Source organism: Lacihabitans sp. CCS-44 (assembly GCF_024343735.1).
Lineage (GTDB): Bacteria > Bacteroidota > Bacteroidia > Cytophagales > Spirosomataceae > Leadbetterella.
Map to the genome: position 1 here is coordinate 1 of NZ_RJUE01000060.1, position 19,584 is coordinate 19,584.

The following is a 19,584-nucleotide window of genomic DNA, read 5'->3' on the forward strand; positions in this document are numbered from 1 at the left end:
TTCTTCTAAGAAAATTGAGTTCGTAGCCAGAGCCAAAGAAAATCGCAAATACGAAGAGCTTTCGTCATTAATAAACTCGAATACCGATTGTGACTTAGGGTCATTAACCTTATTAAAAGATAGTAAGGTCTACCTTTATATAGGAAAACCTATACAAAATAAGAAAGGAAATCTTCATTATAGAGAGGAAATTGTACAGACTCCTTTACGGTTAATTATGACCGAAAGTAAAAACAATCGAGAGTATAAAATGGCATTTATCACCAATAACTTCGACTTGACGGCAAAGGAAATTACCGATATTTATAAAAAACGTTGGGACATAGAAGTGTTTTTTCGCTTTATAAAACAAGAGCTTAATGTAAGTCATCTGGTTTCACTAAATGAAAATGGAATAAAAGTAATGCTTTACATGACTTTAATAGCAGCAATGCTGATACTTGTATATAAGCATGCCAACAACCTTAGTTATAAAACCGCAAAAAGAAGGTTTAAAATGGAGGTCAGAAACTTGCTGATAAGAGAAATCGTAATCTTATCTGGTGGAAATCCTAATATACACTTTAAAACATAAAAATGGCCGGAATTTCTTCCGACCATGACTAACCGAAAGCCGCCATTTTTATTATCAAAAATTATTTCCTCTTCTACCAGAATCATTGGTTTTACCTCTATCTGGCAGGCTTCTTCTTCCGCTATCATTGCCTCTGCTCGACCCATTGTCAGAACTTTTAGTAGAGGGTCTTGGAGTTTGAATCTCTTCTCTCCTATTGTTTTCACGCCCTCTCGATGTGGTGTTTGGAGCTTCTGTTCTGCTATTTCCGTTTCTCTGAGATGTTGTGCTCGGAGCATCGCTTCTAGAGCTCCCACTTCCCCAGTTACCTGAGTTGCTTCTATTTTCATTTGACCGCGAATCTCTGCTACTGCCACTGTTTCTACTATCTGAAGATCTTGAATCTCTGCTATAGTTATTATTTCTGTTGTTGTTTCTATCCACGGTTCTGTTGCGATTGTTGTTGCTATTGTTCCAACCTCCGCTGTTGTTACTTCCTTTATTCCAGCTTCTATCTCTGTCCCAGTTATCGTTTCTGTTCCAATTGTTGTTTCTGTGGTTCCAATTGCTGGTATAGCTTCGATGCCTGTAGTAAACGTGGCTTCTTGGATAAAAAGCCCTTGGACGATACCCAAAACTGATGCTTCCGTAACCTCTTCTATCGAAACGGTAAAAGTCGTAGCTGTTGCCAAAATACCAAGGAGAGTATCCTCTGTAGCTTAATCCACGAGCACTATAGCCATAATAAGTTCTGTCCCAGTCACGGAGTTCTATACCAATCAATCGGTTAAGGTCAACCACGTCCTCCCAGATTTCGTCTTGCTCAAAAGCACTCAAAAAACCATCCGATTGGTACGCATACTCTTTTCTTTCTATACGCTCCAATTTGTTGTAAAGCCTATCGGCTTCTCTACGAGTAAGGCTTCCATTGTCTGCACCGTCCGAAATTCTCACTCTGATATCCCAACGCCAGTCAAAATTTTCGTCATAGAAATATCTATCTGGGCCATCAGAAGACGTGTCATATTCGTCGTTATAATCATACTGAGCATTCACATTAGCTCCAAAAAGTATCATTGCGAAAAAAACCACCAAAGCTCTCATAATTGTAGAAGTTTAAATTTGAACATTAGATGCATAAAAGTAGCCTATGGTTTACTGATGAATTGTTAATGAAAATATAATAATAAAAAAGCCTCCACTTCTATCAAAATGGAGGCCTAAATATCATTGATATAAATAATTACACTACACTCAATCTCACTGTGTTGGTTCTGTTGTTTTCGGTAAGTGGAAAACTCATGGTATTGATATACTTGTCTCCCGTTTGCAACAATCCTTTGCTTACCAAATACTTATTTGCTTCCTCAAGCATATCACCAGAATTGGCATATTTAATTTTTTCTAAAGCGATAACCTCCACTCCCCAGTACAAGCTCAACTGCGTCATTAGCTTAGAGTTTGATGTGAAAATATAAATGTTGGCCTTCGGTCTGTGGTGCGAAAGTCTCACAGCTGTGTAACCCGAAGAAGTGATACCAATCAAGGCTTTAACATTCAAATCTCTGGCCATCCTACAACCCATCATGATAACGGTATCATTGTCTTTGTCATTTGAAGTGTAGTCTGCCTCAGTAACCCTCGTGTGATGACGGAAATACAGTCTTGAAACATCTCCGAATTTCTCCACGTGTGCGATGGTCTTAGACATAGTCTCTACCGAAAGCAATGGATATTTGCCCGAAGCACTTTCAGCACTTAGCATTACGGCATCAGCACCATCCAATACAGCATTGGCCACGTCTCCTACCTCGGCTCTGGTTGGGCTTGGGCTGTCTATCATACTCTCCAACATTTGGGTGGCCACAATCACTGGCTTTGCCGCCAAATGACATTTGTGAATTAAAACCTTCTGTATAATCGGCACTTCTTCGGCTGGCATTTCAACACCAAGGTCACCTCTTGCCACCATTACTGCATCTGTGGCAGCTATGATTTCGTCCATATTGGTGATAGCCTCTGGCTTTTCAACCTTTGCTATAACTTTAGCAGACGAACCTTTTGATTTTATGTATTCTTTGATGTCCAAAATCTCTTTGGCAGTTCTTACAAACGAAAGAGCTATCCAATCTACATCATTTGCCAAGCCGAAGTCTAAGTCCGCCCAGTCTTTGTCCGTTACCGAAGGCTGAGAAATACTTGTGTTTGGTAAGTTAACTCCCTTTTTTTGTTTCAAAAGACCCCCATAGACTATCTCAGTGATAACTTCCTGCTTGTCTTTGTCTACACCAACTACTTTTACCTCCAGTTTGCCATCGTCCATCAGGATTCTGTCACCAAGGCTAACGTCTTGAAACATACCCTTGTAAGGTGTGCTCGCTCTTTCGGCGTTTCCGACGATATCTTCGTTTGTAAAAACAAACTTATTACCAGCTATTAATTCAACACCAGCGTTGCCGCCTACCATTTCTCCAACCCGAATCTTTGGCCCTTGCAAATCCTGCAAAATGGCACAATTGAATCCGTGTTCTGTATTTATTTTTCTAATTTTTTCTATTCTTAGTTTGTGATCCTCATGCGTGCCATGCGAAAAATTCAATCGAAATACATTTACACCCGCCTGAGCCAAAGCCACCAACATTTCTTCAGATTCAGAAGCGGGGCCTACCGTTGCTACAATTTTTGTTCTTTTATTCATATAATAGATTAATATTTTGGAGAATTGAATGCTTTTTTAGAGAAAAGATTCAATATTCGCCACATTTCGATGTTTCAAGCACAAAATTAAAAATATTAGTTTACACTTACAGAATAAAATTTCAGTTTGTTAGGATTTGGATAGCATATTATTCCTATTTTGGTCTGAAGAGCCCTACAATATATATATGCATGTCTATTTTAATTAATTTTGTATTCCATTATGAACGAGTACCAAACATTTTAAGATAAAACTATGAGCGAGAAAATCTATGTTTTCGATACCACACTGCGAGATGGTGAGCAAGTACCGGGTTGTCAGCTAAACCTTGAGGAGAAGCTAATGATAGCCCAAGAACTCGACAAACTGGGAGTGGATATTATCGAAGCTGGGTTTCCAATCTCAAGCCCTGGTGATTTTAAGTCTGTGGAAGGCATAGCCAGAGTAGTACAAAATGCAACAGTCTGCGGATTGACTCGGTCGGTAAAAAAGGACATAGAAGTAGCTGCAGAGGCACTTAAACCTGCTCGCAAGCCTAGAATTCATACAGGAATTGGTGCGTCTGATATTCATATATTACACAAGTTTAACAGCAATAGGGACGAAATTCTACAAAGAGGCGTAGATGCAGTAAAATATGCCAAGAGCTTTGTAGAGGACGTAGAATTTTATGCTGAAGATGCCGGAAGGGCAGATTTGGAGTTTTTGGCCAGATTGACCGAAGCCGTTATAAAGGCCGGAGCAACAGTTGTAAACCTTCCAGACACTACCGGTTATTTGTTGCCTCACCAAATGTACGACAGGGTTGATTATTTGATGAACAACGTGCCGAATGTGGACAAAGCCATTCTTTCTATGCACTGCCACAACGACTTAGGTATGGCCACGGCCAACACAATAGCCGGTATCAGAGCTGGAGCAAGACAAGTAGAAGTAACTATTAACGGTATTGGCGAAAGGGCTGGAAATACTTCTTTGGAAGAAGTAGTAATGACACTTAAAGTGCATAAAGACTTGGGCCTACATACCAACATTAATACCGAAATGCTTTCACCTCTGAGCCATTTGGTATCAAGAACCATGAGAATGCCTGTGCAAGCCAACAAAGCAATTGTCGGTCGCAATGCATTTGCACATTCTTCGGGCATACATCAAGATGGTTTCTTGAAGCACTCACAAAACTACGAAATCATGACCCCGCAAGAAGTGGGTATCAACAAGTCTGATATTGTTTTGACTGCCAGAAGTGGCCGTCATGCACTAAAACACCGTCTTTCATTGTTAGGATTTAATGTTGGCAAAAACAAAATCGATGAAACCTACGATCAGTTTCTTGAGCTTGCCGATAAAATAAAAGAGGTAAACGACAAAGACTTGGTGGTATTGATGAAACAACTCACCGAGGCTGAGGTATAGAATAAACTCCCTTCACATTTTTCCAAAAAAACAATGGAATCTGAAATACAGAACGTTCCAGTGGCTTACTATGCCATAGATGCAGCCACAAAAGAGATGGGCTTTACCATGCCCTCAGATATTCTCACTTGTTCATTATTAAAGACATTGGCAGCCATAAAGCCAAATGGCAAGTTTTTAGAACTTGGCACTGGAACAGGCCTATCTACTGCTTGGATTTTGGATGGAATGGACGAGAATTCAAGCCTGATATCCATTGACAATGATTCTTCACTTCTTGAAATAGCTCAGAAACATCTTGGAAACAATAAACGCCTAAGCCTAGAATGTATAGATGGGGAAGCTTGGGTAAACGATAACTTAAATCAAAAATTCGATTATATTTTTGCAGATACCTGGCACGGGAAATATTTGATGCTTGATGAAGTTTTGGAAATGCTAAACATCGGTGGCTTATATATTATAGACGACATGCTACCACAAGAGAATTGGCCAGAAGGTCATGCTGAAAAAGCCATAGCTTTAGAAAAATATTTGGAGAAAAGAGCCGACCTAAAATTAACCAAATTGCATTGGGCAACCGGAATTGTTATTGTTGCGAAGGTATAAATTGAAAACAAAAGAATTTTTCTTGCAAAATTTATCATAATCTCCACTAAATCAGCAACAAGTTTTGGTTCGTAAATATTTTTTCATAACTTTGCAGCCCCAAATACCGCCTTATGGGTGCTGCCCGCTCTCGTAAGGCCGAGCAAATTATATGAAAAGTAGGAGTTCCGACCTGCTTTATGTGCTTAAAATTAGCATCTTATAATTAGAAAAGATTTGAATTGAAACAGAGTAAACGGATTGGGTAAAGTCCTCTTTTTGAATTCATAAATTGATTAATTAACGTTAAAAATTAGTACTCGTGGATCAATTAAGTTATAGAACTGTATCGGCTAATCGCCAAACAGTAGAAAAAAAATGGGTTGTGATAGACGCCAGCAATCAAATATTGGGTCGTCTTTCTAGTCAGATTGTAAATATTTTAAGAGGCAAAAACAAGCCTTCGTTTACACCTCATGTTGACTGTGGAGACAATGTGATAGTGATTAATGCAGAGAAAATTCGTTTGACTGGTAAAAAAATGACTGACAAAGTCTATACCCGTCATACTGGCCACCCAGGTGGACAACGTTTCGCTACGCCAAGAGAGCTTATGGCTAAAGATGGTAGAAAAGTAGTAGAAATGGCCATCAAAGGTATGTTGCCTAAGAATCGTTTGGGAAGCAAATTGTATACAAACCTTTATGTATACGAAGGAGCTGAGCATCCGCATCAGGCACAAACGCCTACAACTATCGAAATTAATAATTAAGAACGAAAAAAACTTAAAATAAAATGCAGGTAATCAATACCGTTGGTAGAAGAAAAACAGCAGTTGCCCGTATCTATATGAAACCTGGAACAGGTGGAGTGACCATTAATGGTCGTGAGATGGCAAATTATTTCCCAACAGAGGTTCTTCAAATTATTTTGAACCAACCTTTTGGTGTAGTTAACGCTACAGGAAAATATGACCTTAAAGTTAACGTAAGAGGTGGTGGTATCGCCGGACAAGCAGAAGCTATCAGAATGGCTATTGCTCGTGCATTGTGCGAAGCCGACACTGAGAACAGACCTCCGCTTAAGAAAGAAGGATTCCTTACTAGAGACTCACGTATGGTTGAGCGTAAGAAATACGGACGTCGTAAAGCTCGTAAGAGATTCCAGTTCTCGAAACGTTAATATTATTAATGTGCTAATGTGGCAATTTGATAATGTGCTAATTCCGTTCAAGCTGAAGCACACTAATCTAATTAAATTTTACTCTTTAGGTTCTTAAATTAATTAGCAAATTATCACATTAGCACATTAACACATTATTCACGTCCAGACAGTGCTTATCGTGCCCGATGTACTGTGCTGCAAATTCAATTTTTTTCAAAACATTTTTAAACAAAAGAAATGGCACAAATTCAATACAAAGACCTGTTAGATGCAGGCGTACATTTTGGTCACCTTACTCGTAAGTGGGATCCAAGAATGGCTCCATATATTTTTATGGAAAAAAACGGGATTCACATCATCGATTTGAATCACTCCCTTGAAAACCTTGCAGCTGCTCAAGCTTTTGTAAAAAGCGTAGTTCGTTCAGGTCGCAAAATCATGTTTGTTGCTACAAAAAAACAAGCTCAAGAAATCGTTTCTGAAGAAGCAAAACGCCTTAAAATGCCTTTCGTAACTGAAAGATGGTTAGGTGGTATGTTGACTAACTTCTCGACAATCAAAAAGTCGTTGAAGAAAATGACCAACATCGACAAAATGCTTTCTGACGAAACTACTGCTAGCAACATTGCTAAAAGAGAGAAATTGATGTTGGGCCGTGAGCAAGCTAAATTGGAGAAATTGTTGGGTGGCGTTGCTGACCTTTCAAGACTTCCAGCAGCTTTGTTTGTAGTGGACATCAAAAGAGAACACCTTGCAATAGCTGAAGCCAAGAGATTGGGTATTCCAGTTGTAGCTATGTGCGATACTAACTCAAACCCTGAAATTGTAGATTTCGCTATCCCTTCAAATGACGATGCTTACAAATCTATTTCATTGATTACCCTTGCTATTGGTAAAGCCATAGAAGAAGGTATCCTTGAGAGAAAGACTGACAAAGAATCTGCTGCTTTGCAAGAAGAAGAAGATGCTAAAAGAGCAGTTGATACTGCAAGAGAAGTAGTTTCAAGAGGAGACGATGAGTCAGCTGATGGCAAAAGAAAAAGAGTAAAAACAGCTGAGGTTGCTGAAGAGGCAGCTCCAGTAGTTGAAGAAGCGGCTCCAGTAGCTGAGGTTTCGGCACCAGTAGAGGCTACTCCTGAAGTAGAAGCTGCTGCACCAAGCGAAGAAGAACCTGCGGCATAATATACCGAACGCTTCGATAAGATAATAGAATAGCCCGAAGCATCGCTTTGGGCTGTTCGTTTTAAAAAAAGACTAAAAAATTTATTTACATAAAAATAATATAAAATGAATATTACTGCAGCTGACGTAAACAAACTACGTCAATTAACAGGAGCCGGAATGATGGATTGCAAAAAAGCCCTTACAGAAGCTGAGGGAGATTTTGACAAAGCCGTTGAAGTATTGCGTAAAGCAGGACAAAAAGTAGCAGCAAAACGTGCTGACAACGAAACTTCAGAAGGTGTTGTATTGGTAGATGTTAGCGATAGCGGAAAAAGTGCAAAAGTATTGGCTTTGGCTTGTGAAACTGAGCCAGTTTCTAACGTAGAAGACTTCAAAAACCTTGCAAATGCGATTCTTCAAGCAGGTGTAAAACACCATGCTAAAGACGCAGAAACATTGTTGGGTCTTTCTCTAGAAAACGGACAATCAGTGCAAGAAAATATCACTGAGTTGATCGGTAAAATTGGTGAGAAAATAGTTGTAGCGGCATATAGCCACGTAGAAGGCGAGCAAGTAGTAGCTTACATCCATAGCAACAGAAAAGCTGCTGGTGTGGTTTCTTTCGAAAACACTGGCGGAACTGATGTAACTGACCTTGGTAGAGACGTAGCGATGCAAATCGTGGCTATGAAGCCAGTAGGTTTGGACAAAGACAGTGTAGACCCTACTATCGTTGAGAAAGAAATAGAAATAGGTAAAGAGCAAGCACGTGCTGAAGGTAAGCCTGAAGCTATGTTGGAGAAAATTGCTTTGGGTAAATTGAACAAATTCTACAAAGAGCAAACTTTGCTTAACCAAGAATTCGTAAAAGATGGTTCAGTAACTATCGCTCAGTTGCTAGAAAAAACTGTGAAAGGATTGACGATCTCTTCTTTCAAAAGAATTCAGATTGGATAATATTTTAGCTTTTGGCTTTTAGTCGATAGCTTTTAGCTTACAGTGGGCCCCGCAAAATGTTTGTGGGGTCTTTTTTCTTTATACAGCTTGGTGGAAAACAGAAGTTTGAAAATGCTTTATAAAAAAAGGACTTTTGGCCAAAGCCAAAAGTCCCTTAAAATAAATTTTAAATGACCTATTTGCACCCAAAATGCACGTAAACTATTCTTTCGAACTTATTCCAGTCGGAGTCTTTTTTTAGTGCTGTCATGGCTGCGGCACATCCTTTGAAAAGCTCTTTTGATTGTTCGTCATAATCTCCTTTGGTAATTTTGTAAGCTGGTTTGTCTCCTACTTTAACAAAATACGACTTGTCCAATCCACCCACTTTCATGGGGCCAACACCTACAGACATGGTTTCACTAGCAAATGGATTAAAATAAACTCTTACTTTGTTATGAAACCCAGGGTTGACCAACTGCATCAATAAGGGCTGCACTTTGCCTTTGATATCTACTTGGGTATATTCAAAAAACGCATACCCATCGCTTATTCTGTCATTGTTGAGGTCTTTTGAAAGATTAGTACCCACTTCCATTTGCTTACTAAACTTATCTAAACCTGAAGCTGGCAAATACATTTCCTTAATTTGTTCTGGTTTAAAAGTCTTTTTCTTGCCGTCCACTTTGATGGTAATTTCGGAAATATTTCCCTTTTTACGGTCTAAATCGTCAATATCACCCTCTACTTTGGTACCATCTGATAGGGTTAAATACGATATTTTTTTGGAAGAAAACCTATCAAATCCTTCCATGAAGTTTTGAGAATAAGAACTAAGTGTGGCAAATACTAAAAATGCCAAAGTGCAAATTTTTGATTTCATATTTTATAGTGTTTAAGCCATAAATTTACCAAAAAATTTGAACAAACAACTATCTCAAACGCCTGATAATTCTGGTATTGCGGAAATCGCCAAGACACTTGAGGATTTTAAAAGTAAGCTCATAGTCTGTGGCGTTCAGTATAAAATCTTGTGTGGGTTTACAGAAAACCATAAAATCATCTAAATCCTCGTCATGCAAATGCGTCACTTGTGCAACCACCCGTTTATTATATTTAAGGTCGGCATAAAAACTTTTGGCATCCTGAAACTGCATATCGGCCAATTTGCGGTTCACTTTGCCCTCTTTGCTAAACATATCATACAGAGCGTCTATAGAAATTCCAATGCCAGGCTGGCTGGTGTTGGTGTTGAGCATGCTTTTCAGTATTTCGTTTCGGATGGCCTTGGAATCGTTGGGATTGGCCAAAAAATCTTGAATTTCTTTGTGCAACTCACTCAGTTTTTTGTCTTTCACCACCAACTCTTGCAACATAAAGGGCTGCAGTTTGACCTCAAAAACAGGATTTCGCTCTTTGCCATCCCAAAGTATTCCCTTGCGATTGTATCCAAAACTTGTGATGATGATAGAATCTCCGGCCATCGCACGAATATAAAAATCACCTGCGTCATTGGTGGCTACTACTTGGTTGGAGCGTTTATTTAAGACATTTAGCGTAGAAATTCCTTTTTTAGTACTGCTGTCTATCACTTTTCCATACACCGATTTTTCTTGAGAAAACCCAGAAAACGCAAGAACAAACAAGTAAATGAAAATAAATATCTTTTTGATAATCAATATTTTAAAAAATTACTCAACAACTTTTCCATTAAATATAGCCGTTTGATGATGTCCTTGGTCAATAACAAAATAAGCCTCCTCGCCTTCTTCAATCTGAAAATTTTTGTAAACTCCCAGTTTATTTGCAATTTCAGGGAAATCAGAAAATGGCCTTAAAAATCCGCCTTTGGCATCCAACGTTTTTATTCCCCAAAAAACCGACAAATCGCCCATATCTTCAATAACGCTTTTATGTGTGAATTCGCTTGCTCCAAGAATATTTTTTTCTTCGAAATTAACGCCTAAATCGACATCGAAATCAGTATTTCCAAGTTTTATTTTGGCATTAATGATTTTCAAATCAAACAAATACTTCTCATTCTGAGGTATTTGTTGGTAATCTTCAAGAGTGTATTTTTGATAGTCATCATTTAAAATAGCTTCAAATGCACTCAATATGGAAACAAAGTTGAGCTTTCGAATAAACTGTTTCTCTGTATCATCTTTATATCCTCCAGACTCTATCAAGATAAGGCTACTTCCCCATTTCTGGATGTTATCGCCAAAAGCTCTGGGTTCAAATTCGTCAGAAAATCTACCAATATTGTTTGGAATAAAATTCTTAAGTACTTCATTCATAGCACTTATCACCTGTCGCGACTTAGTCCTTACTTCATTCCACTCTGTCTCTTGGTTATAAGCCGTGGCCAAAAACGATATCGTAGCTTGCTCCGATGAAATTCCCGCCGAGTAACGGATGTTTTGGTCGTGAAGATTAAACGAAAACTCTGGTTGTAAATCAAAAACTAAGCTTTTTAGAATTTTGCTCTCAGGGCATTGCAATGCGACGGCATCGCGGTTCATGTCTATTCCTTGGGCGGTACGACGAATAAATCTCTCAGCACCGTCGGGGTTGAGCATAGGCACAAAATTCAGCTGAAGTTTATTCAAAATTTCATTTCTAAAATCTTGAAAATCATCATCTTGTGGCTTTAGAAAATTAAGAATATCGAAGATAGCCATTGTAGCTGTGGCTTCATTGCCATGCATTTGCGACCACAACAATATTTTCCTTTTACCTTGCCCAACTTTAATTTTATAAATTTCTCGCTCCTCAAAAGATAGCCCAACAATCTCTTTTTCAAATGGCGATGCATTTATTAAACCAACAATATCTTGGTGTTTGAACCTTCTTTTTTGTAGCGAAGGTTCTATGAAATTTATATATTTATCAAATAATTTTTGGTAAATCATCTATTTCCAATTTACTGCAGCACTAGAGCCACTATGTTTTTGCCAACCATCGAATAGGCCTTTACTCTACCAATGCCCGAATATTTAACTTTAAAACCTTTGTTTTCGAGCAACGGAAGGGCATCTTTGAGGGACAATCCCTTGACAGCCTCAATATTTTTGTCAAGATTTTTTGTTTCCCAAACCACAGAATCCTGCCTAACGGTTCTTGGGTTTGTAAATCCCTCTCCTTCGGGTTGATTATTCAGGCCAAGCTTCTGAGCAATATATCTATGGTCAGCAATTTTTCCTGGATTTTGCTTGGCTACAAGCTTTTGTACATCACTTTTCAAAACTAAGCGAGGATGTATAGAAATATCATAAGCAAATATTTTATCAGCGATGGTTTTGAATACTGGAGCACAAACATCGGCGGCATAAATATTCGTTCCAACCGGTTCGTCAATGACAACAACACAACTATACTTGGGTTTTTTGGCAGGAAAATACCCGATAAATGAAGTGTGGTAAAGTCCTTTTTTGTAATTACCCCCTACTCTTTTTTGCGAAGTACCGGTTTTACCAGCAATCTGACATGTACCGCCATTTACGTTTTTAGCGGTTCCGTTTAGTACCACTCCCTCCATCATTTGCTTTATTTTTTTAAGCGTATTGGCCGAGCACAGAGGTTCCGAAATTCTGTTTGCCGTAATTACCTCCTCCACTTTGGTACCACGTCTGATTTCCTTTACAATAATGGGTTGAATCCACTGAGCATCATTAGCTATGGCATTATAAAAAGTGAGCATCTGTATCGGTGTAATCCTAGACTCATAACCTATTGACATCCAAGGCACTGTAGTACCACTAAAGGTAGAACTTCTCGAGTTTTTCAATATGGGATATGGCTCTCCTTTTAGCTGAAAACCCGAGGGTTTATCTAATTTAAACTGACGCAAATATGCAAAATAATCTTCCGCAGTAGCAAAGCCAAAGTGCTTTTTCATCAAACTATAAATGCCAATATTGCAGGATTGCTCAAAAATCTCTTGGACAGTGAGTTCTCCGTGTTTGTGTGAGCAAGTAAAAGAAAGGCCATTGTGGCGAATTTCACCAGGACAGTTAACTCCTATGTCGGTTGGTTGTAAATTTGCCTTTTCGAGCAAAGCCACCATGGTAGCCAATTTAAAGGTAGACCCAGGATCCGTACCTTCTTTTACTGCATAATTTTGATCTTCAATATAACTCACCACTCCATCAGAATCGGCGATACGAGTAAGATTGGCTATAGCTTTTACTTCTCCTGTAGCTATCTCCATCACTACGGCAGTGCCATATTTCGCTTGGGTTTGGAAGACTTGATTGCGAAGTGCACTCTCCACAATATCCTGAAAGTTTACGTCTAAGGTAGTAACTACATCCCAGCCCGGCTCCGAATTTATATCTGATTCGAGGTTGACAGGTTTTTGATAACCACCGGCCAATCTCTCATAAAAGCCCTTTCCATCTTTGCCTTTCAAATAATTCTCGAAACTCGCTTCAATACCAAAGTCTCCTACTTTTTTGGTTTTGGGGTCGAGCTTTCCTATAGTTCGCATAGCCAGATTATCAAAAGGCAAAAACCTAAATTCTTCGATCTCAAAACGCCCTCCCCCTTTGTTAGGGCCTTCTCTAAAAAGTGGGAATTTCTCTATCTTCTCTTTTTCTACATGGTCTAACTTTCGGCTTCCACCAAAAAGCATGTATCTCGTTTTAGCTTTTCGAGCCTTAGAAATCTTCTCTTTGTATTCAAGATAACTATAATCCTGAAAATATGCAGATAGTAAAATAGACAATGAGTCTAGGCTATTGTCGAATAATTCTTTTTTAGACTGATATGGATCAAACACTACCTGATATTTGGGTATGGAGGTAGCCAAAAGACTATGTCCATCCGAGGCATAAATATTACCCCGTGTAGCATCTATTATACGCTCTTTCATTTGAAAGTCAACGACTTTTGAAAGTAACTCAGCTTTTCGGCTAGTTTGCAGGTAAATTATTTTAAAAAAAATAGCGGCTCCCACCATACTCAATGCCAAGATGGTCCATCTTGACCGCCCCTTAATTTGTTCCTTTATTGAACTTTTGCCAGACATTTTTTAGGAATTTTAAGGTTTTTCGAAAGCTATTTTTATGGGCGGTTGAGCATTTTTTTCAAATCCTCTCTCTTCAAGTTTTCTTTCCACTTCAGATTGCTTACTTGCAAAAAGATATTTGGATTTGTGAGAAATAAAAGAGGCTCTTTGCTCATTGAGGAGCTTTTCTGCCCTATCGAGTTTCCTAATTAAGCCGTCGAAATTGTGTTGAAAATAGATATAAATCGTCACCAACAAACCCACCCAAAGTACCTTACGCAAGGTGGTTGGAGACAAACGTTCGTCTATTTCTAATTTACGATTGACCCACTTGGCCATGGGGTCTATTAAGTTGAAGCTAAAGGACTTAGAGCTATCCTGCTCTACCCTTCTTCTTGGGCGATTCTGTGACATTAATCTGATTTTTATGGGAAGCACTATCCAAAATTAAAGAATTTTTTCTTTAAAATTTATCCAAGCGATTTAAAAAGTTTAAAATGATTCCCAAAACGGAACGAATTACGCTAACTTTTCGGCAATTCTCAACTTGGCACTTCTCGCCCTTGGATTTCGAATCAACTCTTCCTCATTGGCCTCTAGGGGTTTTCTAGTAACGCTATGAAGTGGTTTGAGCTCATTGCCAAACAAGTCCTTTTCTACCTCTCCAAAAAACTTACCACTACGTATAAAATTCTTTACGGGGCGGTCTTCCAAAGAATGATAGGACATCACCACCAACCTTCCATTGATGGCTAAAAGCTCGGGCACTTGCTCCAGAAATTCTTCCAAAACTTTCAATTCCTCATTTACTTCAATTCTCAATGCCTGAAAAACCTGGGCAAAAAATTTATTTTCCTTGCCACGTGGGGCATATCTTTGCAAAGCAGCCTTAAGCTCACTTATCGTTTCTATAGGCCCAGTTCCTCTTGCCGAAACAATGGCCTGAGCCACCGTGCGGGCATTTTTTAGCTCTCCATAAATACCAAAAATCTTGTGTAGAGCCTCAAAACTATATTCGTTGACAACAGATTTTGCCGACTGTTCTTGCTGAACATCCATCCGCATGTCGAGGTCGGCATCGAATCGGGTAGAAAACCCACGCTCTGCGGTATCTATTTGGTGGGAAGAAATTCCCAAATCGGCCAAAATACCATCTACCTGTTTTACGCCATAAACACGGAGATATTTTTTTATAAACCTGAAGTTTGCGGAAATAAACGTGAAGTTTTCAGACTCAATTTTTGCAGCTTCTAGTTTGGCGTCGTCGTCTTGGTCAAAACTATACAAATGACCAGTTGTGAGCTTAGCCAAAATCTCTCTACTATGGCCACCGCCGCCGAAAGTAACATCCACATAAATGCCATCGGGCTTGATATGGAGACCTTCAAGGCATTCTTTCAACATTACAGGTTTGTGATAATCGTAGTTTGGTTCCAATGAAATGGGCGTTTTTTGAAACGCAAAAGTACGGTTTTTATGGCGAATTTGGGTCAAAATGGATTTGGAATGTTTGTGAAGATGCAAAGTTGCGTAGGTTGGAAAAATAAAAACACAAACCAATCGAATGAATGGTTTGTGTTTCAAAAAAATATTCTACCTGAATTATTTCTGCCAAGCACAAATAATTCCACCCATCAGCATCAGGCTTACTGTCCAATAGCCCACGTTGATAAAGATATATTTCCAGCTTTTTCTCTCGAAAAGTCCATTGGTGCCTATAACTGGTAAAACAAAGAATAAACCGTACATTAAGCCATGAAAAGCCCCATGTTTGAATGTCCTGAACTCATTGCCATATTTGTCCATAAAACCAGCAATATCAGCATTTGCCATAGCTTTAGCGGCCTCGTCAGTGCCTTGTAACTGGTTCATGCAAATAGAAAACAAGTGCATTTGGTGAATCACGAGCGAGTTAACAGTAGAGGCAAGCATAAATGCAAAAAGTAAAGAAACACCAAAAATAACAGCCATGTTAGCACCTTTTATACTTTCTTCTGTCACACCCGCTTCTTTCATCCAAACATTTCCAAAAGTCTTAGGGTTATACCATAAAAATCCAACAATAAAATTTACAAATGCCGCAACAAGCACAGCCCACCAGTTCACAATTTCCATAGGTTTTAATATTTAGGGGTTAATAATGTTTATCGATTTACAAAATTCTGATTATTTATCAAAAAAATCTGCCTTATAATTCAAGTTTCAGCTGCTTCCCGTTTCCGGATTCTTCCTCCAAAAAATTAGAAACACCTAGTCCTAAAAGTCTAATTCCTTTCGGAAACGGCAATAGGTTTTCTATCAAATAATCAATGGTTTTGTTTATTTCTTCTTTTAGAAAATACCCATTTTCAAGTGTCTTACTTCTTGTAATAGACTCAAAATCAGCATATTTTATTTTTATAGTGAGTGTTTTACCCACCAAATTGTGTTTTTGGGTTCTGACTAAAAGCGAGTCAGTGAGTTGGTATAAATATCCATAAATTTCAGAAACCAGTTCCAAATCTGTTGTGAATGTATTTTCCACACTTACAGACTTGGTTTCTCGTTCGGCCACCACTTCTCTATGATCCTGCCCTCGGGCAATTTCGAAATAATAGTTACCCACTTTTCCGAAGTTTTTCACTAAAAACTCTTGAGATTGTTCTTTCAGGTCTTTGCCAGAATTTATACCCATAGCTTTCATTTTTTCGGCGGTCACTCGTCCTATTCCATAAAATCGATGAATGGGCAAAGTCTCCACAAAAGCCTCCGCTTGACTGGGTTTTATCACACATTGTCCATTGGGTTTGTTGATATCCGAAGCCGTTTTTGCGAGAAATTTATTAAAAGAAATACCCGCTGAAGCCGTCAGTTGTGTTTTCTCAAAAATCTTCTGCCGAATTTCTGTAGCTATTTGGGTGGCGGTTTCTATGCCTTTTTTGTTTTCAGTGACATCCAAATATGCTTCGTCTAAAGAAAGTGGTTCTATTAAGTCTGTATATTCAGCAAAAATTTCCCTGATTTGCATGGAAACTTGTTTATAAGCATCAAATCTAGGTTTTACAAAAATCAAGGACGGACAAAGACGCTTGGCCGTTTTGGAAGGCAAAGCCGATTTTACGCCGAATTTTCTGGCTTCATAACTTGCCGCCGCCACTACTCCTCGCTCTGCACTACCACCTACGGCCACAGGCTTTCCTCGCAATTCGGGATTATCACGCTGTTCAACAGAAGCAAAAAATGCGTCCATGTCGATGTGTATTATTTTGCGAAGGTTTGGCAAATCTGATTGTTTGATTTCGACAAAAGTAGAAATTTTTAAGAATCTTTTGGTGTTGACTTCTCTGAAACTGGCTTGTGGTTTAAGGAAAATCTAATTCAATTCCTTATTTTATTGGTATCTTTGCACCCAAATTGTACATTATGGAAAACACCTTCAAGAAATTTGACCTCAACAAACAGCTCCTTATGGCTGTGGACGATTTGGGTTATACAGAGCCCAGCGAGATTCAAGACAAGGCTATTCCATTGATTTTGGCGGGTCATGATGTGTTGGGAATTGCACAGACAGGAACTGGGAAAACTGCAGCTTATTTGTTGCCGATTTTGATGAAAATCAAATATGCACAAGGCAAAGATGCTCGTTGCATGGTATTCGCCCCTACCCGTGAGTTGGTGATGCAAATTGATGCTGCCATCGTTGAACTCGCCAAATATACCGATATTCGTCATGTGGCATTATTTGGAGGATTAGGCCCAAAAGCTCAAATAGAAACCCTCAAAAAAGGAATAGATATCATTGTAGCCACACCTGGAAGATTCATGGATTTGTATCTTTTGGGGGAAATCAACACCAGAAGTCTTCAATATTTGGTACTAGACGAAGCCGACAAAATGATGGATATGGGATTTATGCCGCAAATCCGTCGAATATTGGAGGTTATACCACGCAAAAGGAAGAACCTTTTATTCTCGGCCACATTTCAGCCAAGGGTAGAAAAACTTTCAGAAGAGTTTCTTGAAGATCCGCTAAAAATAGAAATTACACCATCGGCAACAGCAGCTAGCACAATTACGCAGACCGTTTACCATGTTCCAAATTTCAAGACAAAAATAAATCTTTTGGGGTATCTACTCGACTCCGACGTGATAACAAGAGCGATGGTTTTTTGCAGAACCAAAACCGTGGCTGACAATGTTTTTAAGTTTTTAGAAAGAAAGGTTTTGGGTGCAAATAGTGTAAGAGTCATACACGCCAACAAAGGCCAAAATACCCGAATAAATGCCGTGGAAGACTTCCGTGGGGGTAAAATAAAAGTTTTGGTATCGACTGACGTGGCTGCAAGAGGTATTGATATCAATGCCGTGAGCCATGTGATAAACTTTGATGTGCCGCTTATTTATGAAGATTATGTACACAGAATTGGCCGCACGGGTCGAGCAAAATTAGAGGGCGAAGCCATCACGTTTTTGTTACCTTCGGAAGAATATCATTTGAACAAAATTCAGAAGATTATTCGCACAACCGTGCCAATTTTGGAACTTCCAACACAAGTACGAATAGAAGAAACGGAGTTTGAGGAAAGCCAAGCCATGCTCCGTGAAATAGACGAGCAACGCAAAAAAGAAGATCCCGATTTTAGAGGAGCTTTTCATGAAAAATCAGAAAAGAATCAGAAGTTTATAAAACTTAGAGAAGCTCAGGCCAAAGAAAAGGAGAAATCTAAAGAAAAAGCCTCAAAAGCAAAGCCAAAAAGCAACTCTAAAAAACCACAAAGCAAAAGTGGTTTTAAGAAGAAATACTAAATTTGGGGAATATAATCCCCAAATTTATATCAATTCAGGGATTATGTTCGCTAGATTAAATAAATTCATGAAAATTGTCTCTTGAAATAACCATTGTTTTTTCGGGCGAATAGGTTTCTACAAATGAACTCGGAAACTTCGATTTGGCTTTTGGATTCCATTTAAATTCGAAAGCATTTATTTTTCCATCGCTTTCTTCTATATAGTCTATTTCTTGTTGTGCATGATTTCTCCAAAAGTAAGTTTTAGAAAAAATTCTTTCATTCTGATTTTTTTTCATTCTCTCACTAATCAAAAAATTCTCCCACAAAGCTCCAACGTCCGTTCTTAGACCAATCGGATTGAAATTTTCGATGATGGCATTTCGGATGCCATTATCATAAAAATAAATTTTTCGAGAGGTGTTTATTTCATTTCTCAGATTTCGGCTAAAGGCTTGTAAACGAAAAATCACAAAAGCTTTTTCTAACAAACTTATATAGTTTTCAACCGTAGCTTTATCTATTTCCAAAGTCCTACTAAGTTCATTATAAGACACTTCACTTCCAACTTGAAACGCCAAAGCCATCAACAATTTCTCTATGATTTGTGGTTTTCTTATGCCTTGGTAAGACAACAAGTCTTTGTATAAATAGCTACCAGAGAGCTCATTGAGTATTTCACGTTCTTGCCCTTTGTTATTCAAAACTGCAGGGTACATTCCATACAGAAGTCTACTTTCAAGCTGATCCAAAGCCTCAAAAAAATTGCTGCTATTCACCAATTCTTTCCAGCTGATGGCAAACATTTGAAATTCCCATTTACGACCCGTCAGTGGTTCATTTATTTCATTGGCCAACTCCAAAGCCGATGAGCCCGTGGCTATTAACTGTAAATTTGGAAAGTTTTCATGAATAACTTTTAGTGTCAGACCGATATTCTTTATCCTTTGGGCTTCATCAATAATAACAATCTTATAATCTCCCAAAAATGTCCTTAAGTCTTCTACCCCCACGTTAGTAAGTCTTTCCCTAACCACTGGAAGATCTGCATTTAAGAAAAGTGTTGGCAGGTTGTTTTTTTCTTGCAGCTTTTTGAGCAATGTAGTTTTGCCCACTTGTCTTGCACCCATTAGAAGGATGGTTTTGCCCGAAAACATCCTTTCGTCTACTAAATGAGCAATTGTTCTGTTTATCAATTTACAGCAATTTTATACACAAATGTATAAGATAAAATTCCCTAATCCCCAAATTTATATAAATATTTCGATTATAATCCCCAAATTCATAT

Annotated in this window: 19 protein-coding genes; 8 read left to right on the plus strand and 11 right to left on the minus strand. The window is 38.6% G+C overall.

Features of this window, described 5'->3' with window-relative positions:
- A partial coding sequence (locus EGI26_RS14380; protein ID WP_255079382.1) for a transposase occupies positions 1 to 574 on the plus strand: 574 nt, incomplete at its 5' end.
- 54 nt (positions 575 to 628) lie between these two features.
- Here the strand turns inward: EGI26_RS14380 and EGI26_RS14385 are convergent.
- Both EGI26_RS14385 and pyk read right to left on the minus strand, forming a co-directional pair.
- Positions 629 to 1,657, minus strand: coding sequence for a hypothetical protein (locus EGI26_RS14385; protein WP_255079384.1), 1,029 nt, complete (start codon positions 1,655 to 1,657; stop codon positions 629 to 631).
- A gap of 139 nt (positions 1,658 to 1,796) precedes the next feature.
- Positions 1,797 to 3,251 (minus strand): pyruvate kinase, encoded by a 1,455-nt coding sequence (pyk, locus tag EGI26_RS14390; RefSeq protein WP_255079385.1) that lies wholly within the window; start codon positions 3,249 to 3,251, stop codon positions 1,797 to 1,799.
- 255 nt (positions 3,252 to 3,506) lie between these two features.
- Here pyk and EGI26_RS14395 point away from each other — a divergent pair, with 255 nt between their 5' ends.
- From EGI26_RS14395 to tsf, 6 genes are all read left to right on the plus strand, one after another.
- Positions 3,507 to 4,667 carry a 2-isopropylmalate synthase gene (locus tag EGI26_RS14395; RefSeq protein ID WP_255079386.1) on the plus strand — a complete coding sequence of 387 codons (1,161 nt, stop codon included), beginning with the start codon at positions 3,507 to 3,509 and terminating at the stop codon, positions 4,665 to 4,667.
- A 33-nt stretch (positions 4,668 to 4,700) separates the two neighbouring features.
- Positions 4,701 to 5,276, plus strand: coding sequence for an O-methyltransferase (locus EGI26_RS14400; protein ID WP_255079387.1), 576 nt, complete (start codon positions 4,701 to 4,703; stop codon positions 5,274 to 5,276).
- Positions 5,277 to 5,577: 301 nt separating this feature from the next.
- Entirely contained in the window at positions 5,578 to 6,027 is a 450-nt protein-coding gene (gene rplM / locus EGI26_RS14405) for a 50S ribosomal protein L13 (RefSeq protein WP_255050130.1), read from the plus strand.
- Positions 6,028 to 6,050: 23 nt separating this feature from the next.
- On the plus strand, positions 6,051 to 6,437 hold the full coding sequence (gene rpsI, locus EGI26_RS14410; RefSeq protein ID WP_255050132.1) for a 30S ribosomal protein S9: 387 nt from the start codon (positions 6,051 to 6,053) through the stop codon (positions 6,435 to 6,437).
- Positions 6,438 to 6,656: 219 nt separating this feature from the next.
- Positions 6,657 to 7,601 carry a 30S ribosomal protein S2 gene (rpsB, locus tag EGI26_RS14415; protein ID WP_255079388.1) on the plus strand — a complete coding sequence of 315 codons (945 nt, stop codon included), beginning with the start codon at positions 6,657 to 6,659 and terminating at the stop codon, positions 7,599 to 7,601.
- 105 nt (positions 7,602 to 7,706) lie between these two features.
- On the plus strand, positions 7,707 to 8,540 hold the full coding sequence (gene tsf, locus EGI26_RS14420; protein ID WP_255079389.1) for a translation elongation factor Ts: 834 nt from the start codon (positions 7,707 to 7,709) through the stop codon (positions 8,538 to 8,540).
- 175 nt (positions 8,541 to 8,715) lie between these two features.
- Here tsf and EGI26_RS14425 read toward each other — a convergent pair whose 3' ends face one another.
- The 8 genes from EGI26_RS14425 to dinB form a co-directional block, all read right to left on the minus strand.
- Positions 8,716 to 9,402 (minus strand): hypothetical protein, encoded by a 687-nt coding sequence (locus EGI26_RS14425; protein ID WP_255079391.1) that lies wholly within the window; start codon positions 9,400 to 9,402, stop codon positions 8,716 to 8,718.
- 49 nt (positions 9,403 to 9,451) lie between these two features.
- The gene (locus tag EGI26_RS14430) at positions 9,452 to 10,198 is read right to left on the minus strand and encodes a hypothetical protein (protein ID WP_255079392.1); all 747 of its coding nucleotides are present in this window, start codon (positions 10,196 to 10,198) and stop codon (positions 9,452 to 9,454) included.
- A 12-nt stretch (positions 10,199 to 10,210) separates the two neighbouring features.
- A complete protein-coding gene (locus EGI26_RS14435; RefSeq protein WP_255079393.1) occupies positions 10,211 to 11,434 on the minus strand; it encodes a M14 family zinc carboxypeptidase in 1,224 nt (407 codons plus the stop codon).
- 11 nt (positions 11,435 to 11,445) lie between these two features.
- Positions 11,446 to 13,551 (minus strand): penicillin-binding transpeptidase domain-containing protein, encoded by a 2,106-nt coding sequence (locus EGI26_RS14440; protein WP_255079394.1) that lies wholly within the window; start codon positions 13,549 to 13,551, stop codon positions 11,446 to 11,448.
- Between the two features lie 12 nt (positions 13,552 to 13,563).
- Positions 13,564 to 13,944, minus strand: a complete 381-nt coding sequence (locus EGI26_RS14445) for an FtsL-like putative cell division protein (RefSeq protein ID WP_255079396.1) — start codon at positions 13,942 to 13,944, stop codon at positions 13,564 to 13,566.
- A gap of 105 nt (positions 13,945 to 14,049) precedes the next feature.
- Positions 14,050 to 14,967, minus strand: a complete 918-nt coding sequence (gene rsmH / locus EGI26_RS14450) for a 16S rRNA (cytosine(1402)-N(4))-methyltransferase RsmH (RefSeq protein ID WP_255080116.1) — start codon at positions 14,965 to 14,967, stop codon at positions 14,050 to 14,052.
- Between the two features lie 165 nt (positions 14,968 to 15,132).
- Positions 15,133 to 15,645: a DUF1761 domain-containing protein gene (locus EGI26_RS14455; RefSeq protein WP_255079399.1), complete on the minus strand. Its 513-nt coding sequence runs from the start codon at positions 15,643 to 15,645 to the stop codon at positions 15,133 to 15,135.
- Positions 15,646 to 15,718: 73 nt separating this feature from the next.
- Positions 15,719 to 16,792 carry a DNA polymerase IV gene (gene dinB / locus EGI26_RS14460; protein WP_255079404.1) on the minus strand — a complete coding sequence of 358 codons (1,074 nt, stop codon included), beginning with the start codon at positions 16,790 to 16,792 and terminating at the stop codon, positions 15,719 to 15,721.
- Positions 16,793 to 16,932: 140 nt separating this feature from the next.
- Here dinB and EGI26_RS14465 point away from each other — a divergent pair, with 140 nt between their 5' ends.
- Positions 16,933 to 18,315 carry a DEAD/DEAH box helicase gene (locus tag EGI26_RS14465; protein WP_255079405.1) on the plus strand — a complete coding sequence of 461 codons (1,383 nt, stop codon included), beginning with the start codon at positions 16,933 to 16,935 and terminating at the stop codon, positions 18,313 to 18,315.
- 55 nt (positions 18,316 to 18,370) lie between these two features.
- Here EGI26_RS14465 and EGI26_RS14470 read toward each other — a convergent pair whose 3' ends face one another.
- On the minus strand, positions 18,371 to 19,492 hold the full coding sequence (locus EGI26_RS14470) for an ATP-binding protein (RefSeq protein WP_255079407.1): 1,122 nt from the start codon (positions 19,490 to 19,492) through the stop codon (positions 18,371 to 18,373).
- Between the last annotated feature and the right edge of the window lie 92 nt (positions 19,493 to 19,584).

What these genes read in the sequence shown, in the direction of transcription:
- EGI26_RS14465 (WP_255079405.1), top strand. Translation starts at nt 16,933, where the DNA reads ATGGAAAACACCTTCAAGAAATTTGACCTCAACAAACAGCTCCTTATG.
- rpsB (WP_255079388.1), top strand. Translation starts at nt 6,657, where the DNA reads ATGGCACAAATTCAATACAAAGACCTGTTAGATGCAGGCGTACATTTT.
- EGI26_RS14400 (WP_255079387.1), top strand. Translation starts at nt 4,701, where the DNA reads ATGGAATCTGAAATACAGAACGTTCCAGTGGCTTACTATGCCATAGAT.
- EGI26_RS14435 (WP_255079393.1), bottom strand. Translation starts at nt 11,434, where the DNA reads ATGATTTACCAAAAATTATTTGATAAATATATAAATTTCATAGAACCT.
- EGI26_RS14385 (WP_255079384.1), bottom strand. Translation starts at nt 1,657, where the DNA reads ATGAGAGCTTTGGTGGTTTTTTTCGCAATGATACTTTTTGGAGCTAAT.
- EGI26_RS14455 (WP_255079399.1), bottom strand. Translation starts at nt 15,645, where the DNA reads ATGGAAATTGTGAACTGGTGGGCTGTGCTTGTTGCGGCATTTGTAAAT.
- tsf (WP_255079389.1), top strand. Translation starts at nt 7,707, where the DNA reads ATGAATATTACTGCAGCTGACGTAAACAAACTACGTCAATTAACAGGA.
- EGI26_RS14425 (WP_255079391.1), bottom strand. Translation starts at nt 9,402, where the DNA reads ATGAAATCAAAAATTTGCACTTTGGCATTTTTAGTATTTGCCACACTT.
- rpsI (WP_255050132.1), top strand. Translation starts at nt 6,051, where the DNA reads ATGCAGGTAATCAATACCGTTGGTAGAAGAAAAACAGCAGTTGCCCGT.
- EGI26_RS14395 (WP_255079386.1), top strand. Translation starts at nt 3,507, where the DNA reads ATGAGCGAGAAAATCTATGTTTTCGATACCACACTGCGAGATGGTGAG.
- pyk (WP_255079385.1), bottom strand. Translation starts at nt 3,251, where the DNA reads ATGAATAAAAGAACAAAAATTGTAGCAACGGTAGGCCCCGCTTCTGAA.
- EGI26_RS14440 (WP_255079394.1), bottom strand. Translation starts at nt 13,551, where the DNA reads ATGTCTGGCAAAAGTTCAATAAAGGAACAAATTAAGGGGCGGTCAAGA.
- EGI26_RS14445 (WP_255079396.1), bottom strand. Translation starts at nt 13,944, where the DNA reads ATGTCACAGAATCGCCCAAGAAGAAGGGTAGAGCAGGATAGCTCTAAG.